Below are 21,823 nucleotides of genomic sequence, written 5' to 3'. Positions count from 1 at the left end.
CACGCCTTGATTTTTGGAATTAAAGTTTATTTATTTTCTGAATTTTGCTTAATAATTTCTACTGCTTTTTCAGGAAAATTAATATCGAGTTGATTAAATGGAATATCAATACCGGCAGCATCAAATTCCAATTTTACCTTTTCCATAATATCAAAATGCACACCCCAATAATCGGCAGTATTGACCCAAGGACGCACAAATAATTGCACACTACTTGCTGCTAATGCACCCACTGCAATTAATGGTGCAGGTTCTTTTAATACACGAGGTTCTTCTTGCAAACAACGAGCAATAATTTCTTTTGCTTTGGTAATATCCGATTCGTAAGAAATATCAAAAATAAAATCAATACGGCGAGTCGAATTTAAAGAATAATTGGTAATTTTTTGTGTGAAAATTTGATTATTCGGCACTAATACAGTTTTATTATCTCCAGTTCTTAGTTCCAGCATTAATAAACCAATTTGTGTTACTGTTCCGGAACCACTGGCAACTTCGATAAAGTCCCCTTTACGGAAAGGTTTAAATATTAAAATCATTACACCGGCAGCAAAATTTTGCAGTGAATTTTGTAGGGATAAACCGATAGCTAAACCGGCAGCACCAATTAATGCTACCAAAGAGGTAGTATTAATGCCTAGTTGAGAGAGTGATGCGATTACTACAATTAATAATAAAGCAAAATAGGCAATTGATCGAATAAATTCACTTAACATTTCGTCTTTTACTGTGCGAAGAATCATTGTTGCTAATAATTTACTAATAAATTTTGCTAGTCGCTTCCCAACCAAGAAAATAACGATAGCTAATAAAATTTTAATTGAATAAGGAACAATCCAGTCATTAAAAATATTAAGTAAATGTCGTTCATCTAATAATGAATGCCAATCAACATTTTGTAAATCTAAAGCATTGCTAACTTGATTGTTAACGTGTTCTGTATTTTGTGACATAGCTTCTCCTGTTAATTGATAAAAGGAAACTATTATAATGAGATAATTTAAAAAATTAAAGAATGAGATTTATAAGAAAATATGATTTTTAGTAATCATTATTATAATTTTTGTCAGTATGTCATTAGAAAATAGGTTTGATATTTAATAACTAAAAATAATTTTTATAATAATAAAGATGGAAAATTTCCCATCTTTATTTGATTTGATTAGAACATTGTTGTATCTTGGAATAATCCTACTTTTAGATCAGTCGCAGTATAAATAATACGACCGTCAACTTCTACTTCTCCGTCTGCTAATCCCATAATTAGTTTGCGGTTAATTACACGTTTTAAATGGATGCGATAAGTTACCTTTTGAGCAGTAGGCAAAATTTGTCCAGTGAATTTTACTTCACCTACTCCTAATGCTCGTCCTTTACCTTCACCACCGATCCACCCTAAGAAGAAACCGACTAATTGCCACATTGCATCTAAACCTAAGCAACCGGGCATCACAGGATCTCCAATAAAATGACAACCAAAAAATGGTAAATCTGGGCGAATATCAAGTTCAGCTTCAATGTAACCTTTGCCAAATCGACCTTTATATTCATCCATTTCGACAATACGATCCATCATTAACATTGATGGTGCTGGTAGTTGAGGTCCTTTTTCGCCGAATAATTCGCCCCGACCGGAGGCTAATAAATCTTCATAATTAAATGATTTCTGAGCGGTGAAATTTCTTTTTTGTGTACTTGTGTTAGGCATACTGATCTCCTGCGATATGCATAAAAATAGTTTTCTGAAAAGGGAAAATGAGATGTGAGCTATTTTAGCAAGGAAAAATACTTTTTAAAATAGCTTACATCTGTTAGCTGAATGGTCGGATCAGTTTTTGTTCGTTTTATGCTTTTTTCATCGCACTTAACCAGGAAAACCACTTTGAACAAGCTGATTTATGTTCTGATTTTTGTTCGATATTCTGCAAAATGAGCTGATTTAATGGACGATTATCGGCGTGATAAGTTTTATCCGGCATTTCGATTAAATCGCGTTGTAATAAAATTTGTAATGCTTGTGCCGCATCTTCCACAACCCAAAGGTGGAATTGTTGAGCTTTCACTGCAGCAATAACCTCTTGATTTAGGCTGAGCTGATTGCAGACAACGGCAGGAATAATGACTCCTTGGTTACCATTTAAACCACGTTGTTGGCAAATGGCAAAGAAACTTTCAATTTTCTGATTGACACCACCAACGGCGTGAACCAAGCCGAATTGATCGATAGCTCCTGTTACGGCGATATTTTGTGGTAACGGCAATTCGGCAAGCGCACTGACAAGCACACATAACATTGCTAATGAGGCACTGTCACCATCAATTTCAGTGTACGACTGTTCAAAAACCAGTGACGCAGAAAATGGAAGTTGGCTCGGTAGCTGCAAAATATTACTTAAACAAGATTGTGCAATCATCATTCCTTTACTGTGAATATTGCCAGCTAATTCATTTTTGCGATCAACATCGATAATTTCTCCACCTTCGCCGATTTGAACTAAACAACTAATGCGGGATGGTTCGCCAAAGCTATAAGGAACTCCCGGATATTCAATCACAGATAGACCGTTGATTTGTCCGACTTCCTCGCCGTCAGTATCAATGTAGACCTGTTCAGAAAGGATGCTTTGGCAACTGCGTTGTTGTAACAAATTGCGTTGATAACACTGCTGTTGATAGAACTGCTCCACCATTTCAGCATTAATGCTGTTATCGTTACTATTTGCTTGATAACTTAATGCACCTTTCAGAATAGTGATAAGCTGTGTTGGTGAATTGGCGATTAAATGCCGATCTTCACTTTCTCTGGTCAGCCATTGATAAATCCGATTAATGGCGGAAAGATCAAGATTACATTGCAACTCATTTTTTGCTAACTCAATAAGATAGCTTGCCCATTGCTGTTGTTGCTGTTCATCTTCAATCTCTGTATAAGCAGCGATTTCAGCATAATCTGCTAATTGATAAAGATCCGTCTGAAAAGTTTCAAATTCGGCAAGATTATCTCGACTGCCTACAATAATTAATTTTAATTTCAATGGCATTGGCGGAATAACGCAGGTTTGACGCTGTAAAATATCATCTAGTTGCCAATGAAATTGTTGCTGTTGCAGAATGCTTAATAAACGTTGCCAAAGGTCAAACTGTGAGAGTAATTGCGCGGCGGACAAAATGAGGATACCGCCGTTTATTTGGTGAATTAAGCCTGGTATCAGTTGGATTTTATTACTGTTAACCAGCTGTAACACTTGCCCAAAAAGATATTGCGGAGAGAGATAATCGGCACATTTCACCCAATAACGTTGAGCAAAGTTATCTTGCACGGATTGTGCCGGACGCATCTCAATTGTCGGAAAATCATTGGCATCAGGCTGCTTAAATTGGTAATGCACGCCATTCACCGTTACAGGTTTATCAGCAAAATAATGCTCTATTAAATAGTGTTGCAGTCTTAGCAAATCGACAAACTGCTCTTCGCCTTTTAGCACTAAAATTGCATTGCTATTTTGTGCTAGCCAATTATCAATAGCGGCAGTGGCTCTTGGCTGAAGATCCCAAAAAGTTTGTTGCGGCTCTACAGATTGTTGAGAAAAAGAGAAAGTAGGTGCCAATGCTTGCCATTTTAGTTTTAATAAATCCATAATCGTTCTCATAATAAATTTAACCGGCAAATTATACACAAAAGTACTTATAACTTCTTTCTTGATTAAGTGTTCCGCTGAAAAATCCTACAATAGACAGAATCATTCTAAATTGATACTGCGAATGTATTTTCTTTTTGCTAAACTCTAACAACTTTTGTTGGAAGAATAGGGATAATATATGCAACAAATTATTGAGGTAAACGGGCAGAATCTGGCAGAAGTGTTGGATATGGGCAAAACACACCCATTGGCATTTCTGTTTTATGTGGCTTCAGATCGCACTTCGCTTGATTTTGTCGCTACAATGGAGCGACTTGCTGCAAAATATGCGGAGCAGTTCATTCTGGCGAAGGTTAATTGTGAAACGGAACAGATGATTGCTGCGCAATTTCGTATTCAAGCGCTGCCTACCACCTATCTTTTTAAAGATGGCGCACCGGTGGATGGTTTTCAAGGTATGTTACCAGAGGCGGAATTGGAACAACGTTTGCAAGTAATCTTGCCGAAAGAGGACGAAATCAAATTTAATCAAGCGTTGGATTATTTAGCAGTAGAAAATTATGAGCAAGCATTACCACTGTTAAAACAGGCGTGGGAACTTTCCGATAAGAAAAACAGTGAGGTTGCGCTGTTATATGCTGAAACCTATATTGCAATGAAAAAGGTTGAGCCGGCACAGGAAATTCTTAATCAGATTCCATTACAAGATAGGGATAGTCGTTGGCAAGGTTTGCAATCACAAATCGAATTATTAATTCAAGCGGCAGATACACCGGAAATTCAGCAGTTACAGCAGGATTATCAAAAAAATCCGACAGCGGAAATTGCGATTAAATTAGCGGTACAACTGCATCAAGCGAATCGTAATGAAGAAGCATTGAATTTGTTATTATCAATTTTACAAAAAGATCTAAATGCTGAAGAGGGAGAGGTTAAACGTCAATATTTGGCGATTTTATCCGCTTTAGGCAATAGTGATCCGTTAACGAATAAATATCGTCGGTTAGTATATTCATTGTTGTATTAACGGTGTTTTTGTAAGAACAAGAGTAGAGGCAAAAAATGGAAACAAAACATAGTAAATTATTAATTTTAGGTTCCGGCCCAGCAGGTTACACTGCTGCAATTTATGCGGCGCGTGCAAATTTAAAACCAGTATTGGTAACCGGTTTACAACAAGGTGGACAATTAACTACAACCAATGAAATTGAAAATTGGCCAGGTGATGCAGGTGAAACCACAGGCCCCGAATTAATGCAAAGAATGTTGGAACACGCTGAAAAATTTGAAGCAGAAATTGTGTTCGATCATATTAATAAAGTTGATCTCGCCAAGCGTCCATTCACTTTATATGGTGATAGCCAAACATTTACTTGTGATGCCCTAATTATTGCTACTGGAGCATCGGCAAAATATTTAGGCTTGCCATCGGAAGAGAATTATAAAGGTCGCGGTGTATCAGCTTGTGCTACTTGTGATGGTTTCTTCTATCGCAATAAGCCGGTAGCTGTGATTGGTGGTGGTAATACTGCTGTAGAAGAGGCGTTATATTTAGCTAATATTGCGTCCACTGTACATTTAGTGCATCGTCGTGATGAATTTCGTAGCGAAAAAATTCTCTTGGATCGTCTAATGAAGAAGGTGGAAGAAGGGAAAATCGTGTTGCACACTAATCGTACTTTAGCGGAGGTTTGTGGGGACAATATGGGGGTTACTTACTTACAGTTAAAAGACACACAATCTGAACAACAAGAAACTTTGAGTGTAGATGGTGTTTTTGTAGCGATTGGTCACGCACCGAATACCGATATTTTTGCTGGTCAATTAGCGTTAAATAATGGTTATATTGTGGTGAAATCAGGCTTACAAGGCAATGCAACTGCTACTTCCGTTGAGGGGGTATTTGCTGCCGGCGATGTGATGGATCAACATTATCGTCAAGCAATTACTTCAGCGGGAACCGGATGTATGGCAGCGTTGGATGCTGAACGTTATCTTGATGCACAATCAGCGAAAGGTGCTTAATGATGTTATTCCTCTCAATCTTTTGAGGGGATTTTGTTTCTCTTTTTGTCTTTAAACCGTTATGGAAAAATCACGCCAAAAACAATTACAAAACTGGTTAAAACAGCAAAATAAACTGATTCGCAAGCCTTTAAGACTAAACCTTCTATTTGCGATTATTTCAACAATTCTCTTAGTTGTTCAAACTTGGTTATTAGCAGGATTACTGCACGATCTCATCATTGCGCAGTTGCCACGAGAACAGCTGCTGCCTTCATTTATTGCTTTGCCGATTATTTTTTTTGTCAGGGCTGGGTTGCTTTACGCGCGAGAGAAAGTCGGTTTTTACAGCGGACAACGGTTGCGTCGGCATTTACGCCAACAGATTTTAACTAAATTGCAGCAAGTCGGTCCGGCCACATTGTCTTATAAGCCGGTAGGTAGCTGGGCAACGTTGGCATTGGAACAGGTAGAGAATTTGCATAACTTTTATGCGCGTTATTTGCCTCAGCAATATTTGGCAGGGGCGGCACCATTGATTTTATTAATTGCTATTTTCCCGGTAAATTGGGCAGCAGGCTTGATTTTATTGTTGACCGCGCCGTTGATTCCAATTTTTATGGCGTTGGTCGGCATTAAGGCGGCGGAAGCAAATCAGCGTAATATCACTACACTTTCCCGTCTGAGCGGTCAGTTTTTGGATCGTTTACAAGGATTGGAAAATTTGCGTATTTTTAACCGCACACAACAACAGACGGAACAAATCGAAGACAGTACTGAAGATTTTCGTGAAACAACGATGGATGTGCTGAAAATCGCTTTTCTCTCATCAGCAGTACTTGAATTTTTCACTTCAATTTCAATTGCTTTGACAGCGGTTTATTTCGGGTTTAGTTATTTAGGTCAAATCGAATTCGGTAGTTATGATACGGGGGTAACATTGTTTGCAGGCTTTTTCTGCTTGATTTTAGCTCCGGAGTTTTATCAACCATTGCGTGATCTCGGCACTTATTATCACGACAAAGCGGCTGCAATTGGGGCAGCAGATACAATAGAAGAGTTCCTTACTCAGGATTTTTTAATCGCACAGCAAGGAAATGAAACAATTAATAGCAACACGATTCATATCGAAGCAAAAGCGTTAGAGGTGTTGTCGGCGACAGGTAAGGCACTGACCAAACCATTAACTTTCACCATTAATGCAGGTGAAAATATCGCATTGGTAGGGCAAAGTGGGGCTGGAAAAACCTCATTGATGAATGTGTTATTGGGATTTTTACCTTATCGAGGAAGTTTATTGATTAATGGTATTGAACTGAATCAACTGGATTTGAATGTGTGGCGACAAAAACTGGCTTGGGTTGGGCAAAATCCATTGTTGTTGCAAGGCACAATTCGTGAAAATTTATGTCTTGCTAATCAGAATGCTAGCAATGAACAACTCAAATCTGCTTTGCAACAGGCTTATGTTGAAGAACTGATCCCTTTATTGGATAAACCATTACAGGATGGTGGTTTTGGGGTATCAGTTGGGCAAGCACAACGTTTAGCGGTGGCAAGAGCGTTATTGAAGCAGGATACGCCATTATTGCTATTGGACGAGCCGACCGCCAGTTTGGATGCCCGTTCTGAGAATCAGGTGTTGAACAGTTTGCAACAATTAAGCAAAGCGAAAACTGCATTAATGATCACCCATCGCATTGAGGATTTGAAACAATCCGATAGTATTTTAGTGATGCAAGCAGGGGAAATTGTGCAACAGGGACAATTTACTCAGTTACAACATCAAGGATTTTTTGCTGAATTGTTGGCACAACGACAAACGGAAGTGAATTAAGGATAAAGTGATGCGATCATTATTACCATTTTTAGCGATGTTTAAACATTCACCGGCACGTTTGGTGTTAGGCATTATTTTGATGTTGACCGGTTTGGCAGCGAGTATTGGTTTATTAACCCTTTCCGGTTGGTTCTTAGCAGCAGCGGCTATTGCCGGGGTGTCGTTAATGTTCAATTTTTTCTATCCTTCTGCTGGAGTAAGAGGATTGGCGATCGGACGCACGGTGGCACGTTATTTTGAGAAAATAGTAACCCACGATGTGACCTTTGAGATTTTAGCGAAATTGCGCGTAATGATTTTTTCCAAAATTATTCCGTTAAGTCCGGCAGTGTTGAGTCGTTATCGTAATAGCGAATTATTGAATCGGTTAGTAGCGGATGTGGATACGCTGGATACCCTTTATTTACGGTTGTTTGCACCGTTCGTCAGTGCAGTTTTGATGATTCTTTTTATCGGCATTGGCTTAAGTTTTCTCGATAAAACTATTGCCTGTTTCATTGCAAGCACGCTTTTATTGTTATTAGTGGTGCTACCAACAATTTTTTATCGTTTGGGCAGAAAGTTCGGGGCAAAATTGACGGCAAGCCGGGCGCAATATCGTAATCAATTTGTTGAATATATCCAAGCTCAAGCTGAACTATTGCTGTTTAATGCTAGCGATAATTTAAAACAACAATTAGCAACAACAGAAAAAAATTGGTTGCAATATCAACAAAAAGAGGCTCAGCTATCAGGGGCTTCCAGTGCAATTTTGTTGTTTGTTAATGGATTAATTATTGTATGTACTTTATGGATGGCAGCAACAACTCAAATGGGTAATGATGAATTTAAATTGGCATTGATTGCATTGGTCACTTTTTCTGCGTTAGCCTCGTTTGAAATTTTAATGCCGATTGGCGCTGCATTCTTACACTTAGGTCAGGTTATTGCTTCGGCGGAACGTGTAAATGATATTATTACGCAGCAGCCATTAGTCACATTTGACGGCAAACTTGAACAAATCAACCTAAGCAACACAGATAAATTATTAACATTTCAAGATGTTCATTTTTATTATCCAGATCGAAAAGAAAAGGTGTTATCACAGATTAATCTCACTTTCGTAATAAAACAAAAAATTGCTATTTTGGGGAAAACAGGTAGTGGTAAATCGACATTATTGCAGCTCCTTATTCGTAATTATGATCCAACACAAGGGCAAATTTTGTTGGCGGGTGAACCGATAGCCACTTATAGCGAGCAAATATTGCGTTCAACGATGATCCTGCTGACACAGCGTGTTCATATTTTTAGTGATACATTACGTCAAAATTTGTTATTGGCAAACCCTAATGCCGATGATCAAAAGCTTAATGAGGTGATTAGGCAAGTGGGGTTAGAGTATCTGCTTGAACAGGAACAGGGGCTAGATAGTTGGCTGGGTGATGGTGGCAGAACTTTATCGGGTGGTGAACAACGCCGTTTAGGTATTGCACGAGTTTTATTATCATCTGCCCCGATAATTTTATTAGATGAACCAACGGAGGGCTTGGATCGTGAAACGGAACGTCATATTCTCGCTTTGTTATTGCAACATTGTCGAGATAAAACATTGATTATGGTTACTCATCGATTAAGTGGTTTGGATCAATTTGATCAACTTGTGGTTATGGATAATGCTCAAGTGGTTGAGCAAGGTGATTTTCAAACGTTGGCAAGTCATCAGGAAACTATTTTTTATAAATTATTAAATAGAATTAGTGAACATTAAATAATGAAAGGTGCGTGTAAACGCACTTTTTTGTCTCTAGGAGTTCTGATATGAAACAAAAAGATTATCTTACTTCTTCTAATTTACAGACGATTTTGCATTCTAAACGGGCTAATCTTTATTAAGTTTGCTGCTGAATAAGCAGAATAGAGAACGGTGTAGATCAAAAAAGCTGCACCTTTTTTATTGGTACAGCAATAGGAAAGTATTCGGTTCTTATTATTCTAAGCGTTCGCCGTGAGAAACGAGGTCTAAACCTTGGCGTTCTTCATCGGTTGAAACGCGGATGTCTGTAAATTTGCTCATTACCCAAAGGATGATGACAGACATTACACTACTGTAGATTAAAGTAATTACGACACTTTCTACTTGAGCCAATACGCTGGCATCGCCGCCGGTAATATCGGTTGAAACAAAGACACCTGTCAATACCGCACCTACAATACCGCCGATACCGTGAATCCCGAATGCATCGAGTGAATCATCATAGCCTAATTTGTATTTAATTTTGGTGACTGCCACGAAGCAGAATACACTGGTAATTAAGCCGATTAACACTGCACTTTGTGCGGAGACGAAACCTGCTGCCGGGGTAATACCAACTAATCCTGCCACTGCGCCGGATGCCAAACCTAATGCGGACGGTTTATGTTTGCTGATTACTTCGCAAAGCATCCAAGTTAATGCGGCAACTGCGGCAGCAATTTGTGTGGTGGCTAATGCCATTCCGGCACGGCTGTCGGCAGCAAGGGCAGAACCAGCGTTAAAACCGAACCAACCAATCCAAAGCATCGCACAACCGATTAAGGTTAATGTAAGGTTGTATGGAGGCATTGCATCTTTGCCATAACCAATGCGTTTATCGATAAAAATTGCAGCACATAATCCGGCAACACCGGCGTTAATATGGATAACGGTTCCACCTGCATAGTCGAGAACGCCATCTTCCGCTAACCAACCGCCGATACTCCATACCCAGTGGGCAGTCGGGACGTAAACCAATAATGTCCAAATTCCAACAAAAAATAAAACTGCACTGAATTTAATTCTTTCAGCAAAAGCACCAGTAATAATCGCACCGGCAATAATTGCGAACGCCATTTGGAATACCATAAATACTGATTCTGGAATCGAAGCGGCATCCGGATAAATAGTGAGTTTTTCTTGTTCAGTAAAAACATTCAATCTGTTTAAGAATAGGCGATCTAAGCCACCAATAAAGGCGTTGTTCGGTGTAAAGGCTAAACTGTATCCGCAGACTAACCAAATCACTGCTACTAAGCAGCAAACAGCGAAACTTTGTACCATTGTGGCAAGGATATTTTTCTTACGAACCATTCCGGCATAAAAGAGTGCTAACCCCGGAATAGTCATAAATAGCACTAAAATGGCGGCTAACATAACCCAAGCGGTATCTCCGGCACTGATGGCGGAGATTGGTTGTATCCAATCAGTAAGTTCTGCGTGAGCCGTGATTGGCAGGAATGCTAATAACCAACGATATTTTTTCATTTTCATTTCCCCTAAGTGTGTTGTGTTTGCATTATTGAATGAATTTAGAGTGCATCATCTCCGGTTTCTCGTGTGCGAATACGGACAACTTGTTCAAGTGGCAATACAAAAATTTTGCCATCGCCGATACGACCGGTTTGGGCGGCTTCCACAATGGTTTCAATCACGTTTTCCACTAAATCATCGCCGACAGCAATATCGATCTGAATTTTTGGTAAAAAGTCGATGGTATATTCGCTGCCACGATAAATTTCAGTATGCCCTTTTTGGCGACCGAAACCTTTGACTTCACTAACCGTGATACCGTGTACACCAATGTCGGTCAAGGCTTCACGAACTTCATCCAAACGGAACGGTTGAATAATTGCACTAACGAGTTTCATAACTTTCTCCTGTATGTTTTTATAAGAATCTATGTGATAATCGTGGTTTTTCTAATAAAATCTAATTTTAATTAGATATTTTTTATTAAAATCTGTTTTTATTTAAATTTTTTATAGATAATAAAATCAAAAATTGGATGATATCAAATAATTTTTTGTAATTTTTATAAAAAATTAAGATATTACGATTTTTTTTGTTTAATCCTTATCAGATCTGTTTAAAAGATATGTTTTTATTAAAAATATGGTTTTTAAGTTGAAAACGTTATAGATTAGTGCCGATATAGGAGAAAAAAGAGGAAAAGCAAAATGAATCAAGTGCAAAAAATTACCCTATTCCCAATTAAATCGACACAGCCCTATTTTGTGCAACAAGCGTATGTACAGCCGCACGGTTTGAATTTTGATCGTGAATTTATGTTGACGGATGTTAATGGAAAATTTATTACTGCGCGTAAGCACGGTGCCTTATATCAACTTTCTGCATTTCCGGTGGCTCAAGGGTTGATTGTGCGTCATTGTGATGGTTCGCAAATTGTAGTGCGTTATCGTGATTTTAATGTGCAGGAAAGTTGTGAAGTGTGGGGAACGCATTTCCCTTCATTTGTTGCGCCGGCGAATATTAATCGTTGGTTTAGCGAAAAACTGCAGGAAGAGGTGGTATTACGTTGGTTAGGGGAAGTGGATCAACGTTTTGTGAAAAAAATGCCTGAAAACAGTGTTTCATTCGCGGATGGTTACCCATTGTTGTTGGCTACTCAACGTTCTTTTGATGCGGTACAGGCAGCGTGCCCAACAGCAATTAGTATTGATCAATTTCGTGCTAATTTGGTGGTAACGGGCGAGGAGGCATTTGCTGAAGAGCAGTGGTTAAAAATTAAGATTGGTGAAGTGGAATTTTTCCACGCCAAGCCATCATCTCGTTGCATTTTAACAACCAGAAATTTGCAAAGTGGAGAATTGGATGCAAAATGCGAGCCTTTCCGTACTTTAAAGAAAATGCATACCAATGCTGATGGTGAGCCGTTATTTGGTATTAATTTGGTGCCGTTGAATAGTGGCGTAGTGCGAGTCGGGGATAAAGTGACAGTGTTACAATATCGTGCAGAATAAAATGTTTGTAAAAGAAATGTTAAAGGATTAAGATAAAATCATACTTTCCTAAATCCTAAAATGATACAGCATTATGATTACACTCCGTTCTCGAGAATTCTATTTTGCCAGTGCAGCACTGGCATTCTCTTCTTTCTTAGTGTTCTGTAATTTATATTCAGTACAACCGATTCTGGCAGAGTTTGCGAAAACTTATCAGGTGTCGATTACTCTGTCGAATTGGATCTTTGCCGGTGCTTCATTAGGGTTAAGTTTGAGTTTAATTCCGTGGGCTTTATTGGCGGATCGTTTCGGACGGCGACTAATGATGATGATTAGCCTAATTTTAACGGCGATTTTGGGCATCATTCTTTATTTTGCTGATAGTGTCAGTAGTTGGATCACATTGCGTGTTATTCAAGGGGTAACCTTAGGCGGATTGCCGGCAGTTGCGGTGGCTTATATTAGTGAGGAATTTGAACCGCGTTCGATTACTTCGGTTGTCGGTTCATATATCGCTGCGAACTCATTAGGCGGCATTTCAGGGCGTTTATTGGGCGGGTTTCTTGCTGATCATTTCGGGCTGAATATGCCGATGCTGTTTTGCGGAATATTGGCGGTTATCGGCGCACTGCTGATTATTTATTGTTTACCTAAAGAGCAGCATTTCCAAAAGCAAACATTAGAATTTACGAATTTAAAAAATAATTTGTGCGGACATATCCGTAATCCGAAATTATGGCGAACATTTTTTATTGGAGGGTTAGGGTTCGGTGTCTTTATCAATCTGTATTCTGTAGTGAGTTTACGTCTGCTAAGCGAACCTTATAATTTTTCGACCACACAAGTTTCTTTGCTTTTCTTATGCTATTTAAGCGGCACCTTTGCCGCCAGTTTGACCGGAAAATTAACACAACGTTATTCCTCTTTACAAGGAATGTTTTTTGGCTGGTGCGTGTTGATTGTTGGGGTGTTATGGTTGTTGGTGTCATCATTGCCATTAATTATTATGGGGTTATTAATCTGTAGCGTTGGTTTTTTTACAACACACGCATTGGCAAGCGGTTGGGTCGGCAAACAGGCTAAACAGGCAAGAGCATTAGCCTCAGCGTTATATCTCTCGTTTTATTATTTCGGCTCAAGTGTTGTCGGCTTTTATCTGATTTTCTTATGGCGACATTTTGCTTGGCAGAGTGTTATTTTAGGTTCACTGGTGTTGCTAGCCTTTATTCCGTTATGTATCTGGGGAATGCGTCAGGTAGAATTGCAACAACGCCGAAAATAATTTTCCTTTTATCTAAAAATATCCCAACGCAAGTTCCAATTAAATTTCTTTCTTGCGTTGGGTTAGCTTACTTACTGGCAAATTTGTTTAATTGAAGCTCGTTTGTATTTTTTCTTCCTATTCTAGTTCTACTATAAGCGATCTTTAAAAGCATCTCTGATAGCAATCACTTTATCTATTACTTTATTTATAAGTTCATCATAGTTTTTATGATTATTAAAATCTAATCCATCAATATAGTAAATAATTCTAGAAGCTTTTTTATCATCTAATCTTTGCCAATCCATATTAAATCCTAATTCATTTTGTATTGATTCGGATTCAGAGTACAGCTTGTTGAAAAGTTTTTTATTATCATTTATATAAACTGCTATCCCAATGCTGTTTGTTTTATTTACTAATGTAATAGATATATGTGCCTCACTTGTACCAAGAGCAACATTATACCAATGATCTGTTGTTGCTTTTCTTATATTAAAAGGTTTATTCCTTGAAGCTACAATTTCATTAAATTTATTCCAAAAGTTAAATCTTTCGGATTGAGCTTTGCTTAATTCTCCATTATCTACGCCCACATTTGTTACCTTGACAAAATCATTAGGTTTTTCTACAACCACAAATTGAGGTGCTGGCAAAGAATCTCCTATTCTAAATGCACGTATTTCTATTAGAAAAAAGGAAATATCTGTAGTTGTCTTATTATTTAGCCACTCTATCGCACTTCTGTGTTCTTCTCTTGCTTCTTTAACAATCCAAATTACTACATTTGCATCTAACCCAGAAGCATACGTTATAATTTTTCCTAAATGGTCATGGTTGGTCGTTTCCAACTGATTTTCAATGATAACCTTAATTTCTGTAGTTTCATCTTTTGCAACTAAATCACAGCGATATGAACCAACAAAAACCTCTTTATTTATATCAGTCAATGTTAATCCTACTTTATTACTTAGCATTTCTATATTTTCTTCTTTGGCAAGCCATTCAGAAAAATCATACTGTTCGTGCTTCCATAGTTCTCTAATGTCAACTTCCTCTAATTTTCCTAACTTCAATTTATTCACCTTATTCACCATCCTTTCTTTAAATATTTTTCAATAGATCTGTTATTTGGTTTGTTTCTTTTGCTTTCATATCATTTTCACGCTACATTTCCAAATTTTTTTATCACTCTTGGCAATTGAAGGACATAAAAAGACCGTAACGACTAAGCTACGGTCTAATTTTTATTTTACTTTGTAAAGTCATTGTCGATGAAATAGCTTCTATTCCCACTCAATCGTTGCAGGAGGTTTTCCGCTGACATCATAGACTACACGGGAAATGCCATCTACTTCATTAATAATACGGTTGGAGATTTTACCGATCAAATCATAAGGTAAATGAGCCCAATGTGCTGTCATAAAATCAATAGTTTCTACCGCACGCAAGGAAACAACCCAATCATATTTACGTCCATCTCCCATTACACCAACGGATTTGACTGGTAAAAATACGGTAAACGCTTGGCTAACTTTATAGTACCAACCCGAATTGTAAAGTTCTTCGATAAAGATTGCATCGGCACGACGAAGTAAATCGCAATATTCTTTTTTCACTTCACCAAGTACACGTACACCTAACCCCGGACCTGGGAATGGATGACGATTGAGCATTTCAGCAGGCAAACCAAGTGCTAAACCGATTTTACGCACTTCGTCTTTGAACAATTCGCGTAATGGTTCAACTAAACCTAGTTTCATATAATCAGGCAAGCCCCCCACATTGTGGTGAGATTTGATAACGTGTGCTTTTCCGGTTTTGCTAGCAGCGGATTCGATTACATCAGGGTAAATAGTGCCTTGTGCCAACCATTTTACGCTAGTTAATTTCTTAGATTCATCATCGAAAACCTCAACGAATACTTTACCGATTGTTTTTCGTTTTGCTTCCGGATCATCAATACCTTTTAACGCATTTAAGAAACGATCCTCAGCATCAACACGGATAATATTTAGACCGAATTTATCACCAAACATTTCCATCACTTGATCAGCTTCGTTTAGGCGCAACAAGCCGTTATCCACGAAGACGCAGTGCAAATTTTTACCAATAGCACGGTGTAAAAGAAGAGCGGTAACGGAGGAATCTACCCCGCCAGACAAGCCGAGAATCACTTCATCATCACCCACCTGTGCTTTAATGCGAGCAACGGCATCTTCGATAATGTTTTCTGGTGTCCAGTTGCGTTCACAACCACAAATATTCACCACGAAATTGGTTAAAAGGGCTAAGCCACTCTTGGTGTGGGTAACTTCTGGGTGGAATTGTACGCCATAGAAATGGCGGCTTTCATCGGACATCGCCGCAATCGGGCAAGTTGGAGTTGTTCCCGTGATTTGAAAGTGCGGTGGTAATTGGGTAACTTTATCGCCGTGGCTCATCCATACATCAAGCAATGCATTACCTTGTGCAGAATGTGCATCTGCTAAATTGGCAAATAATTTATCTTGTGTAACGACTTCAACTGATGCATAACCAAATTCACGTTCATTAGATGGTTCAACTAAACCACCTAATTGCATTGCCATAGTTTGCATACCATAACAAATACCAAGTACAGGTACACCTGCTTTAAATACATATTCTGGTGCACGTGGGCTTCCTGCTTCAGTTGTACTTTCCGGACCACCTGAAAGAATGATCCCATTTGGTGCAAAATGGCGAATATCGTCTTCTGCAACGTCCCATGCCCATAATTCACAATAAACGCCAATTTCACGAATACGGCGTGCGATTAATTGGGTATATTGCGAACCAAAGTCTAAGATTAAAATTTTGTGATTGTGGATGTTGTTCATTTTTTATTTTTCTCAGAATTAATAATATTTTTAAGGTGTAAATCTACTTTTTATAAAAGTGCCACCATGTCCATCAGGGATGAAATCTATATAAATATCTTTAAGATTTCCGCAAGCATTTACTTTCCATAATTCTTGAGCCAATTTTAATGTATTACTATTAGGCTCTTGTTCAACATTTAATATTTGTGTATGAATTTTTATCTTTCCTATAGAACAACTATAGTAATGCACAAATGGGAAAATTAAAGCTCGCTCAGTATCAGATTTTAATTGAGAATCAGCTGTACTTTCTCCACTGTATTGAGGATAAAACATTGCACATCCTGTTAATAGTAGAGTGCTTAAACTTAACATCCTAATAAATTTCATCTATAAAACCTCCAAAAAATTGACCGCACTTTTATTTACCCCATTCTATAATTTGGCGCTTCTTTGGTGATGGTAACATCATGGACGTGGCTTTCTTTAATACCTGCACCGCTGATTCGCACAAATTGGGCTTTGGTGCGGAGATCTTCAATGGTGGCACAGCCCGTTAAGCCCATACAAGAACGCAAGCCGCCCATTTGTTGGTGGATAATTTCTTTTAAGTAGCCTTTGTATGGAATGCGTCCTTCGATGCCTTCTGGCACGAGTTTGTCGGCGGCGTTATCGCTTTGGAAGTAGCGATCTGATGAACCTTTTGCCATCGCCCCTAAAGACCCCATACCACGGTAAGATTTAAAAGCACGTCCTTGATAAAGTTCAATTTCGCCTGGTGCTTCTTCTGTTCCTGCTAACATTGACCCCACCATAACACAATATGCACCAGCAGCAATCGCTTTGGCAATATCACCTGAATAACGAATACCACCATCTGCAATAACAGGAATACCTCGATCTTTTAATGCTTCTGCTGCATCAGCAATTGCTGTAATTTGCGGCACGCCTACCCCTGTCACGATACGAGTTGTACAGATTGAACCTGGCCCAATTCCAATTTTCACTGCACTCGCACCAGCATCAGCTAAAGCAATCGCACCTTCAGCAGTCGCTACGTTACCAGCAATAATTTGTAAATCAGGATATTTTGCACGTGTTTCACGAACACGCTGTAACACACCTTCAGAATGACCGTGAGACGAGTCAATTAATAAAACATCTACACCAGCTTTTACTAAAGCATCAATTCTAGCTTCATTACCAGCTCCGGCACCAACCGCTGCACCAACGCGTAAACGTCCAAATTCATCTTTACAGGCATTTGGTTTCTGTTCAGATTTTTGGTAATCTTTAAGGGTAATCATCCCTTTTAATTTAAATTGCTCATTAACTACTAAGATTTTTTCCACACGATGACGATGCATCAAGGCAAAAATATGATCCCGATCGAATGAATTGCCTTCAGTTACAGTTACAAGTCGTTCTTTTGGTGTCATTACTGATGTAACTGGTAACGATAAATCAGAAACAAAACGAGTATCACGACCGGTTACGATTCCTAATAAATCCCCATCTTCTGAAGTCACTGGATATCCAGCAAATTTATTTTTCTTTGTCAATTCTGCTACTTCAGCGAGTGTCGTAGTTGGGCGTACGGTAATTGGATCATTAACAATACCGCTTTCAAATTTTTTCACTTTACGTACACGCTCAGCTTGGCGTTCAATACTCATATTTTTATGGATAAAGCCGATACCACCTTCCTGTGCAAGTGCAATCGCCATTTTGGCTTCAGTTACGGTATCCATCGCGGCAGACAGAATAGGGATATTTAAACGGATTTTTTGAGTAAGCTGGGTTGAAAGATTTGCCGTATTTGGTAATACGGTGGAATGTGCAGGAACAAGAAGAACATCATCGAAGGTGAGGGCTTCTTTAATTACTCTAAGCATTGCAATATCTCTCTTTGTTAAAAGTTAATAAATAAAATGATTGAAAAATATTGCGGCGGCATTATACAGATTTTTGATTGAAATGAAAATCTCTTTTAATATTTTTAAGCAAACGTTTGCTTAAAAATAATGCCTCAACCTTTTCCCCATTTGCATTATAATAACGTTCAATTATTTTTATTGAAATAAATAGGGGAAAGTATGACAGCACAAACAGGCATTTTATTGGAACATTGCAAAGCGGCAATTTTTATTGAAGCAAACATTGCTGATTTTTCGGCAGTAGCTCAATCCTGCAGAGCTTTGGTCAAAGCAACAGAAGCATTACAACAACAATATCCTGATGCACATCTTTATAGTATTGTAGCCTTTGGTAATGATGCCTGGAGAGAGTTATCTAATCAAACTGATGCGACAGAATTAAAACCTTTTACTCAATTAGGAAAGGGAAATTTGGCAGCGCCTTCAACACAGAATGATTTATTAATTCATATTCTCTCGTTGCGACATGATGTAAATTTTTCTCTTGCACAGCAAGCGTTACAAATTTTTGGTGAAGCAATTGAGGTTAAAGAAGAAACTCACGGTTTCCGCTGGGTAGAAGAACGAGATCTTACAGGTTTTATTGATGGAACTGAAAATCCAGTAGGAGATGAATTACGCAGATCAATTGGGCTGGTGGCTGACGGAATAGATAAAGATGGTAGTTATGTATTCGCTCAACGTTGGGAACATCAGTTGGATAAATGGGCAAAATTGGATCAATATAAACAAGAACAAGTGATTGGACGAACAAAACCGGATAGTGTCGAACTTGATGATGTGCCACCGACCTCACACGTTGGTCGTGTTGATTTAAAAGAAAATGGCAAAGGGCTTAAAATTATTCGCCAAAGTCTGCCATACGGCACAGCGAGCGGTAAGCATGGCTTATTTTTTATTGCTTACTGCAGCGCATTACACAATATTGAACAACAATTATTGAGTATGTTTGGGGAAACTGATGGTAAAACAGATCGTCTGTTAGGTTTTACGAAGCCTGTTACCGGTAGTTACTATTTTGCTCCTTCGTTGGAGCGCTTATTAAATTTGTAGTGTAAAAGTTATTCTAGCGGCAAGTGATTGATAACTTTAACTTTCATTTTTCTCACTTTCTGCTAGAATAGCCAACAATTTGGGGCTGATCTAGGATTCGACGGGATTAGCAAAGCCCAAGGTGCATGTCGAGGTGCGGTAGGCCTCGTAAATAAACCGCAAAACAATAGTCGCAAATGACGAAAACTACGCTTTAGCAGCTTAATAACCTGCGTAAAGCCTTCTCTCCCTAGCTTCCGCTCGTAAGACGGGGATTAAAGAGGAGTCAACTTAAACGAGATCGTGTGGAAGCCGCCGTTTGAGGATCGAAACACTAAATTGAATCAAACTAGCTTAGTTATCGCGTGTCTGTCCGCAGTGATTAAGTGAAATTAAAGACTAGACTAAACATGTAGTGCTGAAGGTAGAGGAATTTCGGACGGGGGTTCAACTCCCCCCAGCTCCACCACTGGTTATATTCATAACATTGCATAGCGTTGCAAGTTATTGAAAAATATAAAAAGGTCATTTTTATTTGTTGCATAGGATTGCATTTGTTTTCAAGATTGATGTAACTTTTTAAATAATGGTTTTATAAAACGTTACATCAATTCTATAAACCATTATAGGACAAGGGTTGATGAAATTTTCTGATTTTGTCCCACATTCCTCATTTTGATGATTTGTCTTTAGCTCCTGTAATAACACCATTTAAATAGCATTGGCTATTTCTTGGCATAGTAGACAAATTACTACATCACCAATTCAAGATGATTCTTTCCATTTCACATTTGTTTGTAGAATTTTTTGATAAATCGGGCAGGTTTTATCGTGAGCGTTCGGTAAGTAACCAGTACTCATCAGAAATTCATTAACAATTTCTCCGCCAACAAATTTAAACTGTTTTTTAAACAGTTTGACCCATTCGGGTAGTGTTTGGGGATAGTGATGATCGAGCCACGTTTTAAATGAACCGAATTGTTGCTGTAGTTGTAAGATCTGTTTGGCATTATAAATAGCGGCATTAATTTTAAGACGATTGCGAATAATATCCGGATTATTCAATAAGCGTTGGCGATCTTCATCATTATAGTTAGCCACTTTTGCGATATTGAATTGGTCATAAGCAAGTCGAAAGCCCTGTTCTTTCTTTAAGATCAACGTCCAGCTAAGCCCTGCTTGATTAATTTCCATTACTAAACGGGCAAACAGCTCATTATCATCTTCAATCGGAAAACCATAACGATGATCGTGATATGATTTATTAAATGGATCTTCATCCTCCGCTAATTGATTAACATAATCACAATAGCTCATTATTAACCTCGAATTGGTCTGATTTTCTGCATAAACATTGGTAGCTCATCAGTGAGTACACGTTGTTGCATCAAATCTTTAATTGTCGCCGCTCGAAAAAGGGCTTTTTCAGCTTTTTCGCCGTAGAAGAGCTGATTTACCGTATTTTGCCAGTGAGATAGCCAAATAGCGAACATCTCTTCGCTCATTGGCTGGCGGTTGTGTATTTTGATATGTGCCAACATTGGATTTCCTTGATAACTTTCCATATCAAAAATATTACTTTCCCAAAATCGATACATTTTTTCTAAATGGGTTTGCCAATGTTTTCCGCGTAGATGAGCGAACATATATCCAATTCTTTCATCGGCTAAAAGCGAATCATAAAAGCGATTAACCAGTAGTTCAATATCATTACGATCTTCTAAAAGTTTGCTCATAGCTACTCCTGTTGTTTTTTGAATAATGATAAGACAAATAGTAAAGCAGAACAAATCACCACAGATGGACCGGCAGCTGTATCATAAAATGCCGAGAGTAGTAATCCTCCGGTTACTGCAATCATACTGATTACCACGGCAATAATTGCCATACTTTCCGGTGTGCGGGAAAAACGGCGAGCAGTAGCAGCAGGAATAATCAGTAGAGAGGTAATAATTAATGCGCCGACAAATTTCATACTTAATGCAATCGTAATGGCAGTTAGCAACATTAACACAATGCGTCCTTTTTTGACATCAATCCCTTCAATTTGCGCTAATTCCGGGTTTACTGTGGCAGAAATCAATGCTTGCCAGAAGTAACATAGAATACCCAATACTAAAATAACGCCAATACCTATCCAGAGTAAATCTTGATAAGTAATGGCGAGCAGATCGCCGAACAGATAATTCATTAAATCGACTCTGACGCCGCCAATTAAGCCAATAGTAACTACACCTAATGAAAGAGAAGTGTGAGCAATAATACCGAGCAAGGTATCAGCAGCAAAATGGGTGTTGTTTTCTAACCAAACCAGAATAAGCGCTAATAAAATAATCAGTAAAAGAATGGCGATATAAGGATTAAAATTAAAAGCGATGCCCAAAGCAATACCGAGTAATGCGGAATGTGACAGGGTGTCTCCAAAATAAGCCATTTTCCGCCAAACAACAAAAGCACCGAGTGGGGCTGTGATTAAAGATAAAATAATGCCGGTTATCCAAGCAGGAAAAATAATTTCAAACATA

The 21,823-nt window shown here is 38.4% G+C and carries 19 protein-coding genes and 1 other RNA gene; 8 read left to right on the top strand and 12 right to left on the bottom strand.

Annotated elements, in window-relative coordinates; genetic code table 11:
* Nucleotides 1-26: 26 nt before the first annotated feature.
* The 3 genes from P375_RS07180 to P375_RS07170 all read right to left on the bottom strand — a co-directional run bounded on the left by P375_RS07180 (nucleotide 27) and on the right by P375_RS07170 (nucleotide 3,638).
* The gene (locus tag P375_RS07180) at nucleotides 27-953 is read right to left on the bottom strand and encodes a mechanosensitive ion channel family protein (RefSeq protein WP_039135775.1); all 927 of its coding nucleotides are present in this window, start codon (nucleotides 951-953) and stop codon (nucleotides 27-29) included.
* 209 nt (nucleotides 954-1,162) lie between these two features.
* On the bottom strand, nucleotides 1,163-1,708 hold the full coding sequence (fabA, locus tag P375_RS07175) for a bifunctional 3-hydroxydecanoyl-ACP dehydratase/trans-2-decenoyl-ACP isomerase (protein WP_039135774.1): 546 nt from the start codon (nucleotides 1,706-1,708) through the stop codon (nucleotides 1,163-1,165).
* Between the two features lie 136 nt (nucleotides 1,709-1,844).
* Complete coding sequence (locus P375_RS07170; RefSeq protein WP_084598499.1) at nucleotides 1,845-3,638, bottom strand: AAA family ATPase; 1,794 nt, start codon at nucleotides 3,636-3,638, stop codon at nucleotides 1,845-1,847.
* A 181-nt stretch (nucleotides 3,639-3,819) separates the two neighbouring features.
* Between P375_RS07170 and P375_RS07165 the strand changes: the two genes are divergently transcribed.
* The 4 genes from P375_RS07165 (at nucleotide 3,820) to cydC (ending at nucleotide 9,235) form a co-directional block, all read left to right on the top strand.
* Nucleotides 3,820-4,668: a co-chaperone YbbN gene (locus P375_RS07165; protein ID WP_039135773.1), complete on the top strand. Its 849-nt coding sequence runs from the start codon at nucleotides 3,820-3,822 to the stop codon at nucleotides 4,666-4,668.
* Nucleotides 4,669-4,703: 35 nt separating this feature from the next.
* Nucleotides 4,704-5,666, top strand: a complete 963-nt coding sequence (gene trxB / locus P375_RS07160; RefSeq protein WP_039135772.1) for a thioredoxin-disulfide reductase — start codon at nucleotides 4,704-4,706, stop codon at nucleotides 5,664-5,666.
* 61 nt (nucleotides 5,667-5,727) lie between these two features.
* The gene (gene cydD / locus P375_RS07155; protein WP_039135771.1) at nucleotides 5,728-7,482 is read left to right on the top strand and encodes a heme ABC transporter permease/ATP-binding protein CydD; all 1,755 of its coding nucleotides are present in this window, start codon (nucleotides 5,728-5,730) and stop codon (nucleotides 7,480-7,482) included.
* A 10-nt stretch (nucleotides 7,483-7,492) separates the two neighbouring features.
* Nucleotides 7,493-9,235 (top strand): heme ABC transporter ATP-binding protein/permease CydC, encoded by a 1,743-nt coding sequence (gene cydC, locus P375_RS07150; RefSeq protein WP_039135770.1) that lies wholly within the window; start codon nucleotides 7,493-7,495, stop codon nucleotides 9,233-9,235.
* Between the two features lie 219 nt (nucleotides 9,236-9,454).
* Here the strand turns inward: cydC and P375_RS07145 are convergent, their stop codons facing one another.
* Nucleotides 9,455-10,747: an ammonium transporter gene (locus P375_RS07145; protein WP_039135769.1), complete on the bottom strand. Its 1,293-nt coding sequence runs from the start codon at nucleotides 10,745-10,747 to the stop codon at nucleotides 9,455-9,457.
* Nucleotides 10,748-10,791: 44 nt separating this feature from the next.
* A complete protein-coding gene (locus tag P375_RS07140) occupies nucleotides 10,792-11,130 on the bottom strand; it encodes a P-II family nitrogen regulator (RefSeq protein ID WP_039135768.1) in 339 nt (112 codons plus the stop codon).
* Between the two features lie 309 nt (nucleotides 11,131-11,439).
* Here P375_RS07140 and P375_RS07135 point away from each other — a divergent pair, with 309 nt between their 5' ends.
* Both P375_RS07135 and P375_RS07130 read left to right on the top strand, forming a co-directional pair.
* A complete protein-coding gene (locus tag P375_RS07135; RefSeq protein ID WP_039135767.1) occupies nucleotides 11,440-12,243 on the top strand; it encodes an MOSC domain-containing protein in 804 nt (267 codons plus the stop codon).
* A 73-nt stretch (nucleotides 12,244-12,316) separates the two neighbouring features.
* Complete coding sequence (locus P375_RS07130) at nucleotides 12,317-13,507, top strand: MFS transporter (protein ID WP_039135766.1); 1,191 nt, start codon at nucleotides 12,317-12,319, stop codon at nucleotides 13,505-13,507.
* Nucleotides 13,508-13,638: 131 nt separating this feature from the next.
* Here P375_RS07130 and P375_RS07125 read toward each other — a convergent pair whose 3' ends face one another.
* The 4 genes from P375_RS07125 to guaB all read right to left on the bottom strand — a co-directional run bounded on the left by P375_RS07125 (nucleotide 13,639) and on the right by guaB (nucleotide 18,224).
* Nucleotides 13,639-14,571, bottom strand: a complete 933-nt coding sequence (locus P375_RS07125) for a DUF4268 domain-containing protein (protein WP_039135790.1) — start codon at nucleotides 14,569-14,571, stop codon at nucleotides 13,639-13,641.
* A 201-nt stretch (nucleotides 14,572-14,772) separates the two neighbouring features.
* Complete coding sequence (gene guaA / locus P375_RS07120) at nucleotides 14,773-16,347, bottom strand: glutamine-hydrolyzing GMP synthase (RefSeq protein ID WP_039135765.1); 1,575 nt, start codon at nucleotides 16,345-16,347, stop codon at nucleotides 14,773-14,775.
* 30 nt (nucleotides 16,348-16,377) lie between these two features.
* A complete protein-coding gene (locus P375_RS07115; protein WP_126372104.1) occupies nucleotides 16,378-16,665 on the bottom strand; it encodes a hypothetical protein in 288 nt (95 codons plus the stop codon).
* 89 nt (nucleotides 16,666-16,754) lie between these two features.
* Entirely contained in the window at nucleotides 16,755-18,224 is a 1,470-nt protein-coding gene (gene guaB / locus P375_RS07110; protein ID WP_039135764.1) for an IMP dehydrogenase, read from the bottom strand.
* A gap of 201 nt (nucleotides 18,225-18,425) precedes the next feature.
* Between guaB and P375_RS07105 the strand changes: the two genes are divergently transcribed.
* Both P375_RS07105 and ssrA read left to right on the top strand, forming a co-directional pair.
* The gene (locus P375_RS07105; RefSeq protein WP_039135763.1) at nucleotides 18,426-19,319 is read left to right on the top strand and encodes a Dyp-type peroxidase; all 894 of its coding nucleotides are present in this window, start codon (nucleotides 18,426-18,428) and stop codon (nucleotides 19,317-19,319) included.
* A gap of 81 nt (nucleotides 19,320-19,400) precedes the next feature.
* Nucleotides 19,401-19,767: a transfer-messenger RNA gene (gene ssrA, locus P375_RS12195) on the top strand.
* Between the two features lie 296 nt (nucleotides 19,768-20,063).
* Here ssrA and P375_RS07100 read toward each other — a convergent pair.
* The 3 genes from P375_RS07100 to znuB are packed head-to-tail and all read right to left on the bottom strand — an operon-like array spanning nucleotide 20,064 to nucleotide 21,822.
* Nucleotides 20,064-20,615 carry a DNA-3-methyladenine glycosylase I gene (locus P375_RS07100; protein WP_039135762.1) on the bottom strand — a complete coding sequence of 184 codons (552 nt, stop codon included), beginning with the start codon at nucleotides 20,613-20,615 and terminating at the stop codon, nucleotides 20,064-20,066.
* A 2-nt stretch (nucleotides 20,616-20,617) separates the two neighbouring features.
* Entirely contained in the window at nucleotides 20,618-21,034 is a 417-nt protein-coding gene (locus tag P375_RS07095; protein ID WP_039135761.1) for a group III truncated hemoglobin, read from the bottom strand.
* Between the two features lie 2 nt (nucleotides 21,035-21,036).
* Nucleotides 21,037-21,822: a zinc ABC transporter permease subunit ZnuB gene (znuB, locus tag P375_RS07090; RefSeq protein WP_039135760.1), complete on the bottom strand. Its 786-nt coding sequence runs from the start codon at nucleotides 21,820-21,822 to the stop codon at nucleotides 21,037-21,039.
* Nucleotide 21,823 lies beyond the last annotated feature (1 nt).

The sequence above is a fragment of the Gallibacterium genomosp. 2 genome, assembly GCF_000771895.1.
Classification (GTDB): domain Bacteria; phylum Pseudomonadota; class Gammaproteobacteria; order Enterobacterales; family Pasteurellaceae; genus Gallibacterium.
The sequence above is the reverse complement of the archived record's forward strand: the minus strand, read 5'-3'. Positions and strand labels throughout refer to the sequence as shown.